We start from the raw sequence: 17862 nt of genomic DNA on the forward strand, positions 1-17862 counted from the left end.
GTGCTGGTCCAGGGGATCACCGGGAGCGAGGGGGCGTTCCACACCCGGCAGATGGTGGCCTACGGGACGAAGGTGGTGGCTGGGGTCACCCCGGGCAAGGGCGGGCAAACACTTGATGGGATCCCGGTTTATGGTTCCGCGGCCGAAGCGGTGGAGCGGCATCGGGTGGACGCCTCGGTCCTGTTCGTCCCCGCCGCGTTCGCCCCCGATGCCATGCTCGAGGCCGCAGCGGCCGGGATCCCCCTCATCGTGGCCATCACGGAGGGGATCCCCCTCCACGCCATGCTCCGCGCCTACCACCTCCTCAAGGGGTATCCGGTACGGCTGATCGGTCCCAATTGCCCCGGGATCATCTCCCCGGGCAAGGCGAAGGTCGGGGTCATCCCCAGCGCCGTGTTCCGGCCCGGCCCGGTGGGGATCGTGTCCCGCTCCGGCACCCTGACCTATGAGATCGCCCACCACCTCAGCTCCAGCGGGTTTGGCCAGTCCACGGTGGTGGGGATCGGCGGCGACCCCATCATCGGGAGCTCCTTTACCGACCTCCTCCCCCTGTTCGAGGAGGATCCTCAGACGGAGCTCGTCGTGCTGGTGGGGGAGATCGGGGGAAACGCCGAGGAGGAGGCAGCGGAGTACGTGGCCGAGCACATGGAAAAGCCGGTGGTCGCGTACATCGCGGGGTTCTCCGCCCCGCCGGGGAAGCGGATGGGTCATGCCGGGGCGATCATCACCGGGAGCGAGGGCACGGCCCAGGCCAAGGCGGAGCGGCTGGAGAAGAAGGGCATCCCCGTGGCCCGTACCCCGGCCCAAGTGGCGACCTTGGTAAAGGAGGCTCTCCGGTGAGCCGAAGCTTCGGGCTGGTGGGCCTGCCCAACGCCGGCAAGTCCACGATCTTCAACGCCCTGACCGCGGCCGGGGCGAAGGTCGAGGCCTATCCGTTCTGCACCATCGACCCCAACCACGGGGTGGCCGCGGTGCCCGACGAGCGCCTGGACCGACTCCACGCCCTGTTCCCGGTGAAGAGGAAGGTCCCCACCACGATCGAGGTGGTGGACATTGCCGGGCTCGTGCAGGGGGCGGCCCATGGCGAGGGCCTGGGGAACCAGTTCCTGGCGGAGATCCGCGGGGTGGATGCCATCCTCCACGTGGTGCGGTGCTTCGAGGACCCGGAGGTGGCGCACCCCACCGGAACCGTGGACGTCCGCCGCGACATCGAGATCGTGGAGGCCGAGCTTCTGCTCAAGGACCTGGAGACCCTGGACCGACGGCGGGAGCGGCTGAGCAAGGTGGCGAGGGTCGGGGACAAGACGGCCCGGGCCCAGCTCGCGCTCCTGGAGCGGCTGATCGCCGCAGTGGGGGCCGGGACCCCGATCCGCAACCTCGACCTCTCCACGGACGAGCTGGCCCTGGTGAGGGACCTCGCCCCCCTCACGGCGAAACCCGTCTTGTACGTGGCCAACGTCGGCGACGCCGGCGAAAACGAGCACTCCCAGGAGGTGGCCGCGGTCGCCCGGGAGACGGGGGCGGGATGGGTGGTCGTCCGCGGCCGCCTCGAGGCCGAGGTGGCCGAGGCGTGTTCGGACGAGGGGGAGCGGCGGGCGTTCCTCGCCGAGTACGGCCTGACCGAATCGGCCCTGGTGCGCCTGGTGCGGGCTGCGTACACGCTCCTTTCCGTGATCACGTTCTACACCGTGGAGGGGCCGGAGGTGCGGGCGTGGACGGTCCCCCAGGGGGCGAAGGCCCCGGACGCCGGTGCCGCCATCCATACCGACTTCCGTGACCGGTTCGTGCTTGCCGAGGTGATGCGGCTCGACGACCTTCTCGCCCTCGGATCGGAACGTGCCCTTAGGGAGAGGGGCAAGGTCCAGCGGGCGGGGCGGGACTACATCGTCCAGGATGGGGACGTGATCCACTTCATCTGCGCCTGATGGCCACCCTCGCCCTTCTCCTCGCCACCGTGGTCTGGGGGTGGACGTTCGCCTTGGTCAAGGATGCCCTCCGCGAGGTCGGTCCGTTTTGGTTTCTCACACTGCGGTTCCTGTTCGCCACCTTGCTCGCCGCGCCCTTGCTTCGGCGCGGGGAGGCGTGGTCGCGGCGGAACTGGACCGGGGGTGGAGTGCTCGGGATGGCGCTGTTCGCCGGGTACTTCTTCCAAACGTGGGGGCTCACGTACACCACGGCCCAAAAGTCGGGGCTCATCTCGGGGATGGCGGTGGTGCTGGTGCCACCGGTGGCGTGGCTGTTCGGAAGTCGGCCCGCCGCGCGGACCTGGCTCGGGGTGGGGTTGGCCGGGGCCGGGGTCGCCCTCCTCACCCTGGGCGGGGGAGATCCCCTCGGGGCCACCGGGTTCGGGGATTTCCTGACCTTCCTGTGCGCGGTGTCGTTCGCCCTGTACATGGTGCTCCTGGAGCGGTATGTCCGGGCTGGGGATTGGCAGGCCCTCCTCCCTCCCCAGCTCGGGGTGGTGGCGCTGCTCTCGCTCGTCGGGGCCTGGACGTGGCGCGAGCCGACGTTCGCGTTCTCCCGCGGTGTGTGGGGCGCGCTCGCCGTCACCGGGGCCCTGGCCACCACCGGGGCCTACTACGTCCTCGCGTGGGCGGAGCGGCGGATCCCGGCGGCGCGGGCGGCGATCGTGCTGGCGATGGAGCCGGTGTTCGCCGGTATCTTCGGGTGGTGGCTCCTCGGGGAGGTGCTCGCGCCATGGCAGCTCGTGGGGGCAGGCCTCGTCTTTCTCGGCATCCTCTCCCAGCGTTCCTGAACGCGTGTTCGCGTTGACGCCCCCCTTGCGACGGGCGATAATCGCCGGGGAGGGATGTCCGAACGGTAAGGAGCCGGTCTCGAAAACCGGTACGGCCTCACGGCCTTCGGGGTTCGAATCCCCGTCCCTCCGCCCGCGCCCGTAGCTCAGAGGATAGAGCGCTGGCCTGCGGAGCCAGAGGTCGCAGGTTCAAATCCTGCCGGGCGTATTTTCTTTTACGAAACCGGGGTTTCGCTTATCGTGGGTTCTGGTGACTTCTTCACCTGGTGGTAGTGGCGGCGGGCCTTGGCGCGGTTGCCGCAGTCCTTCATGTCGCACCAGCGGCGGCTGCGGTTCCGGCTCCTGTCCAGGAACAACCACCCACAGTCCTGATCGGCACACCTCCTCACCCGGCCGAGCTCGGCGGAGGTCAGGAGTTCCCCCGCCGACCGGGCCACCGGCCACAACACCCGCGCGAGGGCGGCCTCGGCCTCGGCCCAAGCCCAGGCGAAGCCGTCCGGGGCGGGCTCGATCTGCATGTGGGTCAGCGCTTCCCTGAGGGCGGCGTTCAGGATGTCCAGGTCGGAGGCCGCCGGGGGGGTTCCCGCCGCCACCGCGGAGAAGATCCGGTAGATCGCTTCCCGCAGGGCGATCGCCCGCTCGAGGACGGCCGCGGCCTCGGCCGGCCGCCGGGATGCCTCACGGAGGAGGGCCTCCGCCTCTTGGGCGGTCAGGATCCCCACGTGCTGGCCCCACGCCACGAGGTCGGCATAGGAGGTGAGGAACTCCCGCGGGTGGTCGCTTGCGTGCCAGTCCACCGTGTTCGCGAAGTCCAGGCACAGCTCGCCCCCGATCAGCTTCAGCCTGCCGGCAGAACGTTCGGTGATGGCCATCGCCGTCTCCTCTAACTTGCGAAAGCGGCTTGATAGGTTATAATAGGCGGTTAGAAAGGCACCGTCAAGCCGATCAGGTTGGCGGTCGGGCGGCCCCCAACCGGGCGGGTGAGAGGAGGGTGGAGAGATCCACCCCAGCTCCTTTGAGGCCCCTCCCAGCGGGGGACGGGGTGCCCTTCTTGCGTGGCCGCGTCGGCCACTACTTCTTTCGGTGAGGCCGGCGCCGCCGTGTCAGTACCGCACGAAGACGGCGCCAGAGGCTCGTCGGCTTTTGCTTCGCTTTCTTGGCCATGACCCGATTGTAATGCCCAAGGGCATGGGTGTATCGGTTGACCCTGGACGCGGTGACGCCGAGGTCCAGGATGCCCTCCCCTTCCCACTACCGGCGGACGGTGATGATCTCGTCCACGAGGCCGTAGGCCTTGGCCTCTTCGGCGGACATGAAGTAGTCCCGGTCCGTGTCCCGCTCGATCTTCTCCATCGGCTGCCCGGTGTGGCGAGCGAGGATGGCGTTGATCTGATCCCGGGTGCGCATGATCTCCTCGGCGCGGATTTTGAGGTCGATGGCCTGCCCCTGGACTCCGCCCCAAGGCTGATGGATGAGGATCTTGGCGTTGGGCAGGGCATAACGCTTGCCCCTCGTCCCGGCTGCCAGCAGCACCGCCCCCATCGACGCGGCCATGCCCACGCAGATCGTACGCACCGAACACTTCAGGTACTGTATCGTGTCGTAGATGGCTAGCCCTGCCGTAACTTCGCCCCCAGGGGTGTTGATGTACAGGCTCACGTCCTTCTCCGGGTCCTCCGACTCCAAGAACAGGAGCTGGGCGATCACCGTGTTCGCCACATGGTCGTCAATGGGGGCGCCCAGGAACACGATGCGGTCCTTGAGGAGCCGGGAGTAGATGTCGTGGGCGTACATGATCCCGTGCTCCTGCACGATCACCGTGGGTATAAGCTGCATCTTCATCGTGACCTCCTTGCACGCTCGATGATCCAATCCGCTGCCCGCTCGAACAACAGCCGTCCCCGCACCGCGGCTTCCTCCTCCCCGCCCTCGCGCGCGCGTGTTTTTACCTCCTCCTCGCTCGGGAGAAGCCCCTTTTGCTCGGCCAACCGACGGGCCAGGATCTCCCGGCGGAGTCTCCGGCGCACCGCCGCCTCCACCTCCGGCCGCAGGGCCGCGTTTCCCCGGAGTCGTCCGATCTCCTCGGCCAATACCTCCTGGAGGAGACCGGGTGGGACATCCACGTTCACTGCGTCGGCGAGGGCGTCCAGGGCGTTCACCCGCTGCTCGTGGCGACGCCGCGCCTCCGCTTGGCGCAGGAGTTCCGCGCGGACCTCCTCCCGGAACGCGTCCCACGAAGCGAACCCGTAGTGGCTGGCCGCTTCTTCCGGAGAGGGAAGGAGCACTCGGTACACCGCGGTCACCTCGAACTCCTCGCTCTGGCCGCCTTCATCGGTCAGGATCACCCGCGCGCCCGGAGTGGCGCCCAGAAGCTGTTTGCCGATGGGGCGGGCAGCGGAGGCCTCTCCTTCCCAGACACGATCGCCGCGCCGGATGTGGACCACGTCGCCTTCCTCGGCCGGGCCGGTCTTCGGCTCGAGCACCGCTGCCTCCCGCCGGAGGTCGGCGAGGACCGCGGCCAGCTCCTCCTCGTTCACCTCGGCCGGTGGGGGCTCGGCGACCTCGATCGGGAGCTCGTCCGGGACCACCACCTCCGGCAACACCTCGAACTTGGCGCGAAATGCCAAATGCCCTCCGCGCGTGAACGCCACCGTCTCCACTCGCGGTGTGGTCACGGGATGGAGGGCCATCGCCTCCAGCGTTCGGGCGAGCCACTCCCGGATCAGGGCTTCCTTGAGCTCCGCCCGGAACGTGTCCTCTCCGTAGTGGCGCAGGAGAAGATCCGTGGGGGCCTTCCCCGGGCGGAAGCCGGGGACTTTCACCTCCCGGGCGAGGGCACGGAGGAGCTCTTGCTCCTTCGTTTGTACGGCCTCTTTAGGGACGTCGATGGAAAGGGTGATCTCGTGCCCATTCCGTTCGAGTTGCACGTTTTGGTCGCCCACGGCGCAAGGAGTATACCCCATCACCGCCACAATCCGGAGAGGAGAGCCCAGCCCACCCCGATCAGGTGCAGCGCCACCGTCTCCGCGCCCAGAAACACGTATTCGAGCACCCCCAGGAACAGGAGGACGACCACGATGAGGATCCCCACCTGTTCCAGCCGGAGGAGGTTGAACCTCCACCGCGGGGGGAGGAAGTAGGCGAGAATGCGGGAGCCATCGAGGGGCGGCACCGGCACCAGGTTGAACAGGGCCAGGACCAGGGACAGGAGCACGATCAGGGCGAGGAACGCCAGCAGCCACGGTACCCGCACCCCGGCCGCCACGAGAGCTCGGCCGATCCCGGCGGCGACCAGGGCCATGGCCACGTTGGTGGCCGGGCCGGCCAGCCCCACCCACAACATGTCCCGCCACGTGTTCCGGAAGTAGTACGGATTGATGGGCACCGGCTTGGCCCAGCCGAACACGATCGGGAACCCGCTGAGCCGGCGCAAGAGCAGCAAGGCCAGCGGGAGGAGCACGGACCCGATGGGGTCGAGGTGGCGGAGGGGGTTCAGGGAGAGGCGCCCAGCGGCCTTGGCCGTGGGGTCCCCGAGCCTCCACGCCACGTAGCCGTGGGCCACCTCGTGGGGGATCACGCACACCAGGAGAGCCGCCACGGACATGATCCCGTGGATGAGTTCGGTCATGGGCCCTTCTCTCCGGGTACCACGACGACGTTCTCCTTCCGCACCGCCACCGCCCCCGCTGGGGCGCCCTTGGGCTTTCGCAGGTACCGGGCCTCAGTGTAGCTCACCTCCACCTTGCGCTCACCCCGGGCCCGGGAATGCCAGGCTGCCAATTCCGCGGCCCGCCTGAGCACCGCCTCCGGCACAGGACGCCCGCCTGAGCGGACGAGGACGTGGGCTCCGGGCACCCCGCGGGCGTGGAGCCAGATGTCGTCAGGCTGGGCGGTCCGCACGAGGCGATCGTTCTCCCCCGCCGACCGGCCCACGATCACGGTGAACCCGCCGATCAGGAATTCCCTGGGCTGAGTTGGCGCCTCCGCCTTGTTCGGCGTGGGTTCCACGCGTGTATCGCCGAGGGCGGCCAGGTCTCCTTCGAGGTACGGGGCGAGCTCGGGGCGGGTGGTGAGGAGGGACGCCAGGTCCTCCAAGCGCGCCAGTTCCTCCTCGAGCGCGCACCGTCGGTTCGGGATGTGCTCGAGCCGGCGGCGGAGCTTCCCTGCCTTGCGGTACTGGGCCTGGGCGTAGGCGAGCGGGGGCAGCGTCGGATCGAGGGCCAGACGCACCGGCTGCCCATCGAACCCGTCCACCTCCACCTCGGGGATGCCCGGAGGGATTTCGGAGAGGCGGGTCAAGATGAGGTCGGCCTTGGCCTTGAGCTCCGGCCACCGGATCGCCTCCCGTTCGGCCTTGGCCAGGGCGGCCAGGGCCCGTTTGCGGCGGCGGATGGCCCGCTCCACCAGGTCCCGTCGCTCCTCGGCCACGGCGGTGGCGAGGCGGTCCTCGAGGGCGCGGTCCAGAGCCTGCCAGAACGTGGGAAAGCTGAATCGGGCTTCACCCAGGTCGGGCCTGGGGAAGAAGCTTACCAGGATCCCGCGCTCGGCTTGGTACAGGTATCCGGCTGGCGGCCTGGCGAGGAGGCCGCCCGCGAACACGGCCAGTTCCGCGTCGGATTGGGCATGGCCCAGGGCAACCGCGGCCCGGCGGAGCTCCGGACCCAGCCCCTGCAGGGGGTCGCCCTCGGACACGAATTCCACCGGTTGGAGGTCGCCATCCCGGAAGGAGGCGACCCGGCCGGCTCGGCCGAGGTAGAACAGGTTCCCCAGGCGGGGGCGGAGGTCCAGGACGAGGTCGGCTTCGGGGAACCGGAGGCGCACCACGCGGTCTAACCCGGCCTGATCGATGGCGATCAAGGGCTGGCCGGCGAGCTTGCGCAGGAACTGACAGAACGGGGGCGGTGTAGGTGGCGCGGGCGGGCGGAGGGCGGTGCGGTGGAACGCCTTGCCCCCGAGGTCGAGGGCGAGGGCCCCGCTCGGGCGGAAGACGCGCAGGAAGAACGCGTTCCCCACCTGGTGGACCTTGGCAAGCCGCGCCCCCACCAACTCCCGCGCTTCCTCCATGGCCTTGCGGAGCTCGATCCCCTCCATAGTTCTTTGCGGGTGCGTTTAAGAAGTCCGCTTCTGTTTGTCCTCGTACATCCGGGCGTCGGCGGCCTCCAAGAGCTCGCGGATCGATTGGCGGCTCTCCAGGGACCACGTCACCCAGCCCACGTCGATGGTCAAGGGTATGTCCGGCAGGTGCTCGCGGTTCCACTCCTCGACCGCGGTCCGCAGGCGCTGGACGACGGCGTCCACCGGGGACGGGGTCTCCGGGAGGACGATCAGGAACTCATCGCCTCCATAGCGGATCACCCAGTCGCTTTCCCGCAGTGTCTTGCGGATCACGTGGGCGATCTCCCGGAGCACCTCGTCCCCCTTGGCATGGCCGAGGCGGTCGTTGACCCGTTTGAACCCGCGCAGGTCGGCCATCAGCAGCGTGAACGAGCGGCCGTAGCGCTGGGAGCGCTTCAGCTCGCCGTGGATGCTCTCGTCGAAGTAGTGGCGGTTAAAGAGGCCGGTGAGCGGGTCGCGCATCGCCTTCTGCTTGAGCATCCCCTCGGTTTGCACCTGGTCGGTGATGTCCCACAGGTCCACCAGGTGCGCCTGACGGCGCTGGTACTCCATGGGGTAGGTGCGCACGAGGAGCCAGACCGTGCTCGTATCCTTGCGCACGGCGCGGGCTCGGACCCCCGCCCGCCGCACGCCGGCGTCGCCCCCCACCACGGAGGCGCGCTCGTCGGGATGGAGGATCTGCCACCACGGGCGCATGGCGAGGAGTTCATCGCGGGAGTAGCCGAACAGCTCCACCGCCCGCTCGTTGGCGTAGCAGAGGCGGTCCCCTTGGGTCACGAGGAATCCGGCCATGCAGTTCTCCGCCAGGATGCGGAACAACTCGTGCTGCTCAGCCATTTCCTGAAGGAGCTGCGCATGTTGAAGGGCGGTCACGCCCATCCGCGCCAAATCCTGGAGAACTTGCAAACAAGGGCGGTCGGGCTTGGCCCCATCCCGGGGGTCGTCCACCGAGATCACCCCGAGGATCCCATCTTCCGATTCCATCGGGGTAAGAAGCAGATCGTTTGGATGCCAACCGTCGGGGCACAGGAACCGGCGCCGGCTGGTCACACGGGGCTGAATGTCGTCGGAACCGGCACGGATGTCGTACGAGCCCCCAACCCGGAACTCGGGGGCGAACCGGGCACCGCTGACGGTGCCGCCTTCGGCCACAAACCGCTGGAGCACGGCCGCATCAGCGGTGGTGAGGCCCTGTGCTGCATAGGCGCGGACACGCGATTGGGAGGACGCGGAGGCGGTGATCGGCTGCTCGTAGAGGCTGACCACAACCCGCCGGAACGGCGTTTGCCGGAGCACCGCATCGGCAAGGGCCTCCACCACCGCCTGGACAGGCCGCTCCACCGGGTCTGTGCCAGATCTCGTGTCGGGGCTCGCCTCGCCTTGTTGTCTATACAATCCAATGTTCATGGCCGCCCCTAAAAGCCCCACCCGCCTCTATTCCAATTCTAGGGCGGCGTCACCCCTGACGCCAACCACCGCCCGAGGGGCAGCGGCATGCCAAGGTGCAGGTTTCAAGACGAATGTCCTCGGTTTCGTTGAACCGGTTCCTTGGGCATCGAGATCTTCTCTTCTACGATTTATTGACCTTTTCTCGAGGTGGGGGTGGAGTTGGAGCTGCAGGAGTGGTTGGCCGTGTGCCAAGCGGTGAGTCTGACGGCGGCGAGCAAAGAGCGCGTCTATTGGGGCGTGGGTGGGGCATGCCTGATCGCCAACACCATCCTGCTTGCTTTGGCTGCGTACGTGAGCCGCGCGGCGTGGCTGGAGGAGTGGCGGTACCTCACCACAGCGCTGGCGGTGATCGGCGTTGGGGTGGGTGCATACTGGCTGGCCATCCAGCACCGCCTCGGACGCGAGGCCGCCCACTGGCAAGGGCTCCTGCGCCAGTTGGAGGGGGAGTTTGCCGGGGCTGAGTTCCACCGCAGCGCGCTGCGGCTTCTCAAAGGGCAGCCGGTGCGTACGCCCACGACCACGCTCCATTTCGACGAGTGGTGCCCCGAGGTGGCGCGCCTGGGCTGGTTTGCCCGCGGCGCAGCCCGGCTGATGGTACCCCTCGTTCCCACGCTGTTCCTGATCGCCTGGATCCTGGTGGGCCTCACCCCGTGGCTCGCTGGATAGACGCGCATCTCTCGCGCCTCGCCAGGCGAAGACCTGTTCCCTTGGGCTCACGTCCTCGATGGCGGCTGGGGAGGGATTCAGAACGGTGGGAACACCGCAAACAGATCGCACGCATTGGCCCAGGTGACGGCGGCGATCACCTCCAGCGGCTGCCGGTGGAGCTCGGCCAGGCGCACCGCGACCAGCCGCACCTTGAGCGGGTCGTTGCGCTGGCCGCGCAACGGCTCTGGCGGGAGGTACGGGGCGTCGGTCTCCAGAAGCACCCGATCGAGCGGCACCCGGGCCATCGCCCGGCGCAGCCCCTCGTTCTTGGCATAGGTGAGCGGGCCCCCGATCCCGATGTAGAGGCCGAGCCGGACCACCTGTACCGCCATCGCCTCGTCCCCGGAGAAGGCGTGGACCACCCCCCGTACCGGCCCCTCCTCAGAAAGCACCTCCCGGAACGCGTCCCACGCTGCCCGCTGGTGGAGGATCACCGGGAGGTCGAGCTTCCTGGCCAGGCGGAGCTGGGACCGGAAGGCCCGCACCTGGACGTCCCGGGGCGAGAGGTCGCGGTAGAAGTCCAGCCCGCACTCCCCCACGGCCACGGCCCCCGCCCGCAGGAGCCCCTCCAGGCGCCGCTCGGTCTCCGCTCCAAAGGTCTTGGCATCGTGAGGATGGACCCCGCAGGAGGCGAAGACGAACGAGTGTTTTCGCGCCAAGTCCAGGGATGCTGCCGAGGATCGGAGGTCTGTCCCGACGTTGAGGACGGCCACGCTCTCCTGGCGGAGCGTGCGCAGGACCTGGTCGCGGTCCTCCCCGAACTGGGAGAAGTCGAGGTGGGCGTGGGTGTCGAACAGTCTCAATGGTCCCGTCCCATGAGATCGCGAAACCACTTGCTCTGCAGGGGGCGCTCAAAGCGGATCCAGCTCTGCCAGCGCAGGTACCACGCGAAGAGAACGCCAGCTGCGGGGAGGCCGAGGGCAACCAACACGGTCAGCCACCTTGGTGCCTGGACGGCGTTCCAGAATCGGGCGAACACCCAGGACATCGCGCCGAGGTAGAGGCCGACGACCAGAGTGGCCAGGCGAAGCCGTGCGTCACTGTGGTTGAGGGGCAGGCGCGGATACCACTGGAACCAAAGGCGCTTGTGTAGCTCCGCGTAGCAGTCATGGCAGTAGGGCGCGAGGCGTACGCAATAGAAGACGACGACCATGAGTTCGTGCGGGTTGAGGATCTCCTTTCGGCAACTGGCGCACCTGATCTCGGCTGTAGGATGGCTCCCCATGTCCGTTCACTCAGGGTTTCCGTTCAACGGTGTGGAAGGCTTGGCCGAGGGCACGGAGGAGGTCGGTGGGGAGAACGGCGCGGGGGGAGCGGCCGTGGGTGAGGAGCTCCGCGGCCCGGCCGTGCACGTAGGTTCCGACCACGGCCGCGCCGAGCGGGCTCGCCCCGCCCGCCCACAGGCCGCCGATCGCCCCGGCCAACACGTCCCCGGAGCCTCCGTGGGCGAGGGCGGTATTCCCGGTGATGTTGAGATACACGTCTCCGTCTGGGGAAGCGATGGCGGTGGGTGGCCCTTTCAGGGCCACCACCGCCTGGAAGTTGCGGGCAGCTTCCCGCGCCCACCGGATCTTGTCGGCCACCACTTGGTCCGCGTCCTTCCCCACCAGGCGGGCGAACTCGCCCGGGTGGGGCGTAAGCACGAGCTCCCCATGTTTCTTGGCGAGGAGCTTGGGCGCCTGGGCCAGGGCGTAGAGGCCATCGGCATCCACTACCAGCCGTGATGCCTGGGCGGTGATGAGGGCCCGCACCACCTCCGCCGGCCCCGGTCCCCGGCCGAGGCCCGGCCCCACCACGATCACGTCCATCCCCTCCGCCCATCGCAGGGCCTCCTCGGCCGCTTCCGGGGCGAACATCCCGTCCGCCCCCGCCGGGGCGAAGTGGACCAGGGCCTCGGGGACGAGCCCGGCCACGATCGGATAGATCGGTTCCGGGCACAGGACGTGCACCAGCCCCGCCCCAGCCCGCAACGCCCCTTGCGCGGCCAGGGCCGCCGCCCCGGACATCCCCACCGCTCCCCCGACGATCAGGACCCGGCCGAACGTGCCCTTGTGGCCGTGGCGAGGCCGCGGCGGGAGGAACGAGGTACAGAGCGCGGCAGAGATGACCTCCGCCACCGGCGCGATCCCCTCCCACGCCGCCGGGGGATAGGCCACCTCCACCACGCGCACCTCCCCGCACCGCTCCGCCGCTGGCGGCAGGAGATGGCAGGCCTTCAGCGCCCCCATGGCCAAGGTCAGGTCGGCCCGTACCGCCGGCCCCGGGATCGCCCCGCTGTCCGCGAGGAGGCCAGACGGAACATCCATCGCTACCACGGGCGCCTTGACCTCGCGGAGGAGCTCGATCGCCGTCCGGGGAAGCCCCCGCGCCGGCCCCGCCAACCCCACCCCTAGGATCCCATCGAGAACCAAATCGGCCCGCTCTAACTGCGGCATTGCAGAACCCAAGTCCTGGGCAGTGTTCACCACGGTTAGCCCCTCAGGAAACGAGGCGGCGAATGCCCGCATCTCCTCCGCCGCCGACCCGGTGGGCTCACCGAGGACGAGCGCATGCGGTTCCGCCCCCCACAGCCCGAGCCAGCGGAGGGCGCACAGGGCGTCCCCGCCGTTGCCCCCCCGGCCGCACACGGCCACAACCCGCTTCCCATGGAGCTCCGGCCACCACCGCCGCATCTCCTCCGCCGCCCCCCGCCCGGCGGACTCCATGAGGAGCAGGGACGACACCCCCAGCTCCTCCGCCCGGCGGTCCACCGCGCGGATAACCTCACCAGAAAACACCTTCAGCACGGGCTCATTGTAGATGGCCATCTCGGTCGCGCCAAAGGCGCACCACCTCCCCGCCCACGTCGGCGACGGTTCGTCCGGTGACGTCGATCCAGTGCACGCCCTCCTCGGCCCGGAACCATGTCAGCTGCCGTCGGGCGTAGGCCCGGGTAGACCGGACGATGCGGCGCTTGGCCTCCGCGAGGTCGAACTCCCCTGCAAAGTGCTGGAACAGCTCCCGGTACCCGATGGTGCGGGCGACCTGGGATTCCGGAGGGGCCCCGCGCTCCCACAGCCGTCGCGCCTCGCCCACCAGCCCCTGGGCGAACATCCGTTCTACCCGGGCCTCGATCCGCTGATGCACCTCCCGCCGGTCGAGCACCAGCCCCACCTTGACCAGGGGCCATGGAAACGGGGCCTCCTGGCCCCAGAACGAGGAAATGGGGCGACCGGTCTTGCGGTACACCTCCAGGGCCCGCACCAGGCGCACCCGGTCCCCAGGGTGGATGCGCCGCGCCGCCTCCGGGTCCGCCCGCACGAGCTCAGCCCGCAGCTCCTCGATCGGCCGCTGCGCCAGCTCCCTCCGCAGGGCGGGGTCGCCCGGGGGCCCGGGGAACAGGCCCCGGGTCAGGGCCCGCACGTAGAGGGTGCTCCCCCCGACGACGATCGCCCGCCGCCCCCGGGCGTGGATCTCGGACACGATCCGCTCGCAATCCCGGCGGAACATGGCCGCGTCGTAGCGGGCACTCGGGTCGAGCATGCCCACCAGATGGTGTGGCACGCGGGCCAGGACCTCCGGGGGCGGCCGGTCCGTGCCCACGGCGAGATCGCGGAAGATGGTCCGGGCGTCGGCGGAGATGACCTCGGCCCCGGCCCGCTCCGCCACCCACGCCGCCACCGCGGACTTCCCGACCGCGGTCGGGCCCACGAGCAACAGCACCGTCCTCCTGGCCTCAAGAGCCGACGGCGTCTCGGTGAACATGCGGCGACTTTGCCGGGGTGGCGTTCACTCCTCCGAGAGAAGGAGCCCCCGCAGGTAGCGCAGGGACCGTTGGCGGGCCGGGTACTTCAGCTTCTCCAGAGCCTTGAGCTCGAGCTGGCGGACCCGTTCCCGGGTGATCTCGAACTGGGTGGCCACCTCCTTCAGCGTGCGGGGGTGGCCGTCGAGGAGCCCGTACCTGAGCTCCAGGATCTCCCGCTCTCGGGGATCGAGATCGACCAGGGCCTTCTTGAGCTCCTCGCGGAGCTTGGCCCGCAGCGCCTCTCGGGCCGGGGAAGGAGCGGAATCGTCGGCGATGAAGTCCCCGAGCGTTTCGTCGTCCTCGTCCGAAAGCGGCCGCTCCAGCGAGGTCGTATGGGCGGCGACCTGCTCGATCTTCTTCACCCGGTCCACGCTCGTGCCGAGGAGCTCGGCCAGCTCCTCGTAGGTGGGGGGAGAGCCGTGTTGGCGGATGTACTCCCGCCGCAGCCGATGCAGTTCCTGCACGGCTTCGATGGTGTGCACCGGGATGCGGATCGTCCGGGCCTGGTCGGCGATGGCCCGGGTGATGGCCTGGCGGATCCACCACGTGGCGTAGGTGGAGAACTTGTACCCTTTCCGCCAGTCGAACTTCTCCACCGCCCGCATCAGGCCCATGTTTCCCTCTTGGATGAGGTCGAGGAACGAGAGCCCCCGGTGCATGTAGCGCTTGGCGATGGACACCACCAGGCGTAGGTTGGACACGGCCAGTCGCTCCCGGGCCGCCTCCCCGTCCTGGGCCTGCCGCTCCAGCTCCGCCCGTCGCGCCGGGGGGATGTTCTTCTCCCGCGCCAGCTCCGCCGCCGCCTCCCGGCCGGCCTCGATCCGTTGGGCCAGCTCCACCTCCTCCTCCTTGGTGAGGAGGGGGACCCGGCCGATCTCCCGGAGGTAGGTCCGCACCGGATCGCGGCCCCGCTCCTCCGGTTCCTCCTCCGGTTCTGCCTCAGCCAGCTCGACGAGGAACGGCAACACCTCGGCCAGTTCCTCGTCCGCCGGTTCGGCCATCGCCCCTTCCCGCTGCTCGGGGGGGCCGACCTCGAGATCGTCGGGCATCATCACCGCCTCCGCAGGAGCCGAAGCCGCTCCTGGCAAAGCGTCTGGAACTGCATGTTGAGCCGGCGGACTTCCTCCCCATCCCCGGCCGCCTCGGCGGCCTTGAGACGAGCCCGCACCTCGTCCATCCGTCGGCTCAAGCGGGGGAGGTACACGAACCGGACCAGGGCGTCCTCCATCGCTCGGTCCTCGTCGGAAAAGGACAGCTCCAGAAGGGCCAGCCGCGTCAGGTGGCCCACATGCTCGGGGTCGAGCTCACCGGCCAGCCCTGCCGCCGTCGGCGTCCCCCCCACCCGCCGGAGCTCCCACCACTTCTCCACGATGGGACGATATTCCGGGCGGAAATCTTGGATTTCAAGGTCGACGATGGCCTTGTCAGGAAGCTTTCCCGCGATGAGAAAATGTAACACCAATTCCTCCGGGCCCAGCCCCGCGCCGCGCTCCGTCGTCCGCGGGGTTGGCCGGCCCCGGCCGCGCAGGAACGCCCGCACCTCCTCCTCGGGGAGGGAGAGGAGATCGGCCAACCCGTACGTTAGCTCGTGCTCGAGCGGGAGGCTCTTTTTAACCTCCGACCACAACCCCTTGGCCTCGGCCAACGCTGCCTCCTTGCCCTCGATGGTGGCCAGGTCATGCCGCTCGGCCAGGGATTCCAGGAAGAACCGATGGAACGGGCGGGCCTCGGCCATCACCGCGTGGGCGGCATCCACTCCGTGCCTCCGCACGAGAGTGTCCGGGTCCTCTCCCGGGGGGAGGGTGGCCACCTCCACCTGCAGCCCGGCCCCGCGCAGGATGGCCAGGCCCCGCAACGTGGAGCTCTCCCCGGCCGCGTCCCGGTCGTAGGCGATCACCACCCGGTCCGTGTACCGGGCCATGAGCCGGGCCTGGGCCTCGGTGAGCGCGGTGCCCATGGAGCCCACCGTCTCCTCGATCCCCGCCGTCTGGAAGCTGATGACGTCGGTGTAGCCCTCGACGAGCACCACCCGTGCCCGGCGGCGGATGGCGTCCTTGGCCGAGTCGAGCCCGTAGAGGAGCGTGCCCTTGGTGAAGAGCGGGGTATTCGGGACGTTCAGGTACTTGGGCTCCCCGGAGAAGCTGCGCCCGGCGAACGCCACCGGCCGGCCTTGGTCGTCGTGGATGGTGAACATCACCCGATCGCGAAACCGGTCGTAGTAGCCCCGCTCCCCGGCCACCACCAGGCCCAGGTCCCGCAGCACCTCGAGGCCCATCCGCCCCAGGGCCCGGATGAGGTTGTCCCACCCGTCCGGGGCGTACCCCAACCGGTACCTCTGCCACAGGTCCTTCCCGATCCCCCGTCCGACCAAGTGGTCGCGGGCTTTTGCCCCTCGCGGGCCGAGGAGCTCCCGGGCGAAGTAGCCAGCCACCTCTTCGCTCGCCCGGTAGAGCTTGGCCTTCCCCTCCCCTCCCCGCAGCTCCACCCCCGCTTCCTGGGCGAGACGGGCGAGGGCCTCGGGGAAGGACAAGCGCTCGATGCGCATCAGGAACCCGATCGCATCCCCGCCCACGTTGCAGCCAAAGCAGTGCCAGAGGCCCTTGTCCGGGGACACCATGAGGGATGGGGTGTCGTCGGGATGGAACGGACATCGTCCCTTGAACCGCTGGCCGGCCGGCTTCAGGGTGATGTAACGGCCGATCAGGTCCACGATGTTCACCCGCGCCTTGACCTCGTCCACCTCAGGGCTTGCCATCGTTCGGCTCCTGAAGGTACGGGTTCCGCTCCCGTTCCGTGGCGAGGTCGGTCTCCGGACCGTGGCCGGGGAGGATTCGCCACCCGTCCCCAAGCCCAAGCAGGCGGGCCAGGGACCGACCGAGGGCCTCCCATGACCCGCCGGGGAGGTCGGACCGGCCCACCGAACCGGCGAACAGGACGTCCCCCACAAGCGCCACCCGCCCCCGTTCCCAGAGATAGGCCACCGAGCCCGGGGAGTGCCCGGGCAGGTGCCACACCACGAGCTCCTCCCGGCCGAGGGGCAGGCGATCCCCGTCCTGGAGTGGCCGGGCTAGAGGCGGAGGTTTTCGGCCCATCGCCCAGAACGTGGCCTGCTCGTCGGGGTGGTAGAGGATGGGGGCCCCGGTGCGGGCCTGGACGAGCTCGGCGGCGTCGGCGTGGTCGAAGTGGCCATGGGTGAGGAGCACGTAGCGGAGCGTGCACCCCGCCAGGGCTTGCCGGAGTTGGGGATGGTCATCCCCGGGGTCCACCAGCGCCGCCTCCCCGTCCGCCAGGATCAGGTAAGCGTTGGTGTACAGGGGACCGACCACGAACCGGCGGAACTCCATTCAGCCCTCCCACCCGGACAAGGCTTGGGCACAGGCCAGGACCCCCACATCGCCGAACCCTGCGATCTGGAGGGCACGCACGGCCTCGGCGACGGTGGCCCCGGTGGTGATCACGTCGTCCACGAGAAGGACGCCTTCCCCGTGCCCCAAGCGGCGGGCCCGGAAGAGATCGTGCATGGTCCGTTCACGTTCCTCCCGCGGCCGACCCACCTGGGGCGGGGTGGAGCGGACCTTGACGAGGAGGCTGCGGAACGGGAGGCTGAGGGCCCGAGCTATCTCCCGAGCGATGAGTTCCGCCGCGTGGTACCCCCGGGCCCGCAGCCGCGCCGGGTCCGGGGGAACACACGTCACTGCTTTCACCGCGGAGGACGCCGACAAACCCTGGTCTTCACGGTCCGCAACCAGACCGGCTACGAGCTGTCCCAATGGACGGGCCAGCGCCCGCTCGCCCTCGTACTTCAGGGCCCGTACCAGCACCCGCAGGCCTCCCTCATACGGCCCCAGCGACCGCGCCCACGCATACAACCGCCCTTCCACCGCGCACGCGCGGCACAGGTCAACCCCCTCCGCGATCCCCACCCCGCACACGGCGCACACCGCGCCCCCCCAGCGGGGGAGGTCGGCCAGGCACGCCCCACACAGGGGAGACAACCCTGTCACCGGTCCGTCGCACAGGAAGCACCGGGGCCGGAACAGGAGCCCCACCA

General features: G+C 69.4%; 18 protein-coding genes, 2 tRNA genes and 1 pseudogene. 6 read left to right on the plus strand and 15 right to left on the minus strand.

Annotation, left to right across the window (positions count from 1 at the left end):
* From sucD to NUV94_03335, 5 genes are all read left to right on the plus strand, one after another.
* The coding region (sucD, locus tag NUV94_03315; GenBank protein MCR4391816.1) for a succinate--CoA ligase subunit alpha at positions 1-840 on the plus strand (840 nt) is incomplete at its 5' end.
* On the plus strand, positions 837-1925 hold the full coding sequence (ychF, locus tag NUV94_03320) for a redox-regulated ATPase YchF (GenBank protein MCR4391817.1): 1089 nt from the start codon (positions 837-839) through the stop codon (positions 1923-1925). The genes sucD and ychF, both read left to right, overlap by 4 nt.
* Positions 1925-2755 (plus strand): DMT family transporter, encoded by an 831-nt coding sequence (locus tag NUV94_03325; protein ID MCR4391818.1) that lies wholly within the window; start codon positions 1925-1927, stop codon positions 2753-2755. Before ychF ends, NUV94_03325 begins: the two co-directional genes overlap by 1 nt.
* 48 nt (positions 2756-2803) lie before the next feature.
* Positions 2804-2887 (plus strand) — tRNA-Ser (locus NUV94_03330).
* Between the two features lie 3 nt (positions 2888-2890).
* Positions 2891-2963 (plus strand) — tRNA-Arg (locus tag NUV94_03335).
* 7 nt (positions 2964-2970) lie between these two features.
* On the opposite strand, the gene NUV94_03340 is transcribed toward NUV94_03335, so the two are convergent.
* From NUV94_03340 to NUV94_03370, 7 genes and pseudogenes are all read right to left on the minus strand, one after another.
* Complete coding sequence (locus NUV94_03340) at positions 2971-3627, minus strand: ABATE domain-containing protein (GenBank protein MCR4391819.1); 657 nt, start codon at positions 3625-3627, stop codon at positions 2971-2973.
* A 379-nt stretch (positions 3628-4006) separates the two neighbouring features.
* On the minus strand, positions 4007-4591 hold the full coding sequence (locus tag NUV94_03345) for an ATP-dependent Clp protease proteolytic subunit (GenBank protein MCR4391820.1): 585 nt from the start codon (positions 4589-4591) through the stop codon (positions 4007-4009).
* Between the two features lie 2 nt (positions 4592-4593).
* Positions 4594-5682, minus strand: coding sequence for a hypothetical protein (locus NUV94_03350; GenBank protein MCR4391821.1), 1089 nt, complete (start codon positions 5680-5682; stop codon positions 4594-4596).
* Positions 5683-5717: 35 nt separating this feature from the next.
* On the minus strand, positions 5718-6383 hold the full coding sequence (locus NUV94_03355; protein ID MCR4391822.1) for a site-2 protease family protein: 666 nt from the start codon (positions 6381-6383) through the stop codon (positions 5718-5720).
* Positions 6380-6763 (minus strand): NFACT RNA binding domain-containing protein, encoded by a 384-nt coding sequence (locus tag NUV94_03360; protein ID MCR4391823.1) that lies wholly within the window; start codon positions 6761-6763, stop codon positions 6380-6382. The genes NUV94_03355 and NUV94_03360 overlap by 4 nt, the downstream gene beginning before the upstream one ends.
* Positions 6764-6883: 120 nt before the next feature.
* Positions 6884-7846 (minus strand): annotated as a pseudogene (locus NUV94_03365) (NFACT family protein).
* An 18-nt stretch (positions 7847-7864) separates the two neighbouring features.
* A complete protein-coding gene (locus NUV94_03370) occupies positions 7865-9277 on the minus strand; it encodes a sensor domain-containing diguanylate cyclase (GenBank protein MCR4391824.1) in 1413 nt (470 codons plus the stop codon).
* 189 nt (positions 9278-9466) lie between these two features.
* Between NUV94_03370 and NUV94_03375 the strand changes: the two genes are divergently transcribed.
* Positions 9467-9985: a hypothetical protein gene (locus NUV94_03375; GenBank protein ID MCR4391825.1), complete on the plus strand. Its 519-nt coding sequence runs from the start codon at positions 9467-9469 to the stop codon at positions 9983-9985.
* A gap of 77 nt (positions 9986-10062) precedes the next feature.
* Here the strand turns inward: NUV94_03375 and NUV94_03380 are convergent, their stop codons facing one another.
* The 8 genes from NUV94_03380 to NUV94_03415 form a co-directional block, all read right to left on the minus strand.
* On the minus strand, positions 10063-10830 hold the full coding sequence (locus tag NUV94_03380) for a TatD family hydrolase (GenBank protein ID MCR4391826.1): 768 nt from the start codon (positions 10828-10830) through the stop codon (positions 10063-10065).
* The gene (locus NUV94_03385) at positions 10827-11180 is read right to left on the minus strand and encodes a hypothetical protein (protein ID MCR4391827.1); all 354 of its coding nucleotides are present in this window, start codon (positions 11178-11180) and stop codon (positions 10827-10829) included. Before NUV94_03385 ends, NUV94_03380 begins: the two co-directional genes overlap by 4 nt.
* 82 nt (positions 11181-11262) lie before the next feature.
* Entirely contained in the window at positions 11263-12834 is a 1572-nt protein-coding gene (locus NUV94_03390) for an NAD(P)H-hydrate dehydratase (protein MCR4391828.1), read from the minus strand.
* The gene (gene miaA, locus NUV94_03395; protein MCR4391829.1) at positions 12818-13729 is read right to left on the minus strand and encodes a tRNA (adenosine(37)-N6)-dimethylallyltransferase MiaA; all 912 of its coding nucleotides are present in this window, start codon (positions 13727-13729) and stop codon (positions 12818-12820) included. Before miaA ends, NUV94_03390 begins: the two co-directional genes overlap by 17 nt.
* A 66-nt stretch (positions 13730-13795) precedes the next feature.
* Entirely contained in the window at positions 13796-14860 is a 1065-nt protein-coding gene (locus NUV94_03400; protein ID MCR4391830.1) for a sigma-70 family RNA polymerase sigma factor, read from the minus strand.
* 2 nt (positions 14861-14862) lie between these two features.
* Positions 14863-16566 carry a DNA primase gene (gene dnaG, locus NUV94_03405; protein MCR4391831.1) on the minus strand — a complete coding sequence of 568 codons (1704 nt, stop codon included), beginning with the start codon at positions 16564-16566 and terminating at the stop codon, positions 14863-14865.
* Positions 16553-17155, minus strand: a complete 603-nt coding sequence (locus NUV94_03410) for an MBL fold metallo-hydrolase (protein MCR4391832.1) — start codon at positions 17153-17155, stop codon at positions 16553-16555. Before NUV94_03410 ends, dnaG begins: the two co-directional genes overlap by 14 nt.
* Positions 17156-17860 carry a double zinc ribbon domain-containing protein gene (locus NUV94_03415; protein MCR4391833.1) on the minus strand — a complete coding sequence of 235 codons (705 nt, stop codon included), beginning with the start codon at positions 17858-17860 and terminating at the stop codon, positions 17156-17158.
* Positions 17861-17862: the final 2 nt, after the last annotated feature.

The sequence above is a fragment of the Candidatus Acetothermia bacterium genome, assembly GCA_024653305.1.
GTDB lineage: Bacteria > Bipolaricaulota > Bipolaricaulia > Bipolaricaulales > Bipolaricaulaceae > JACIWI01.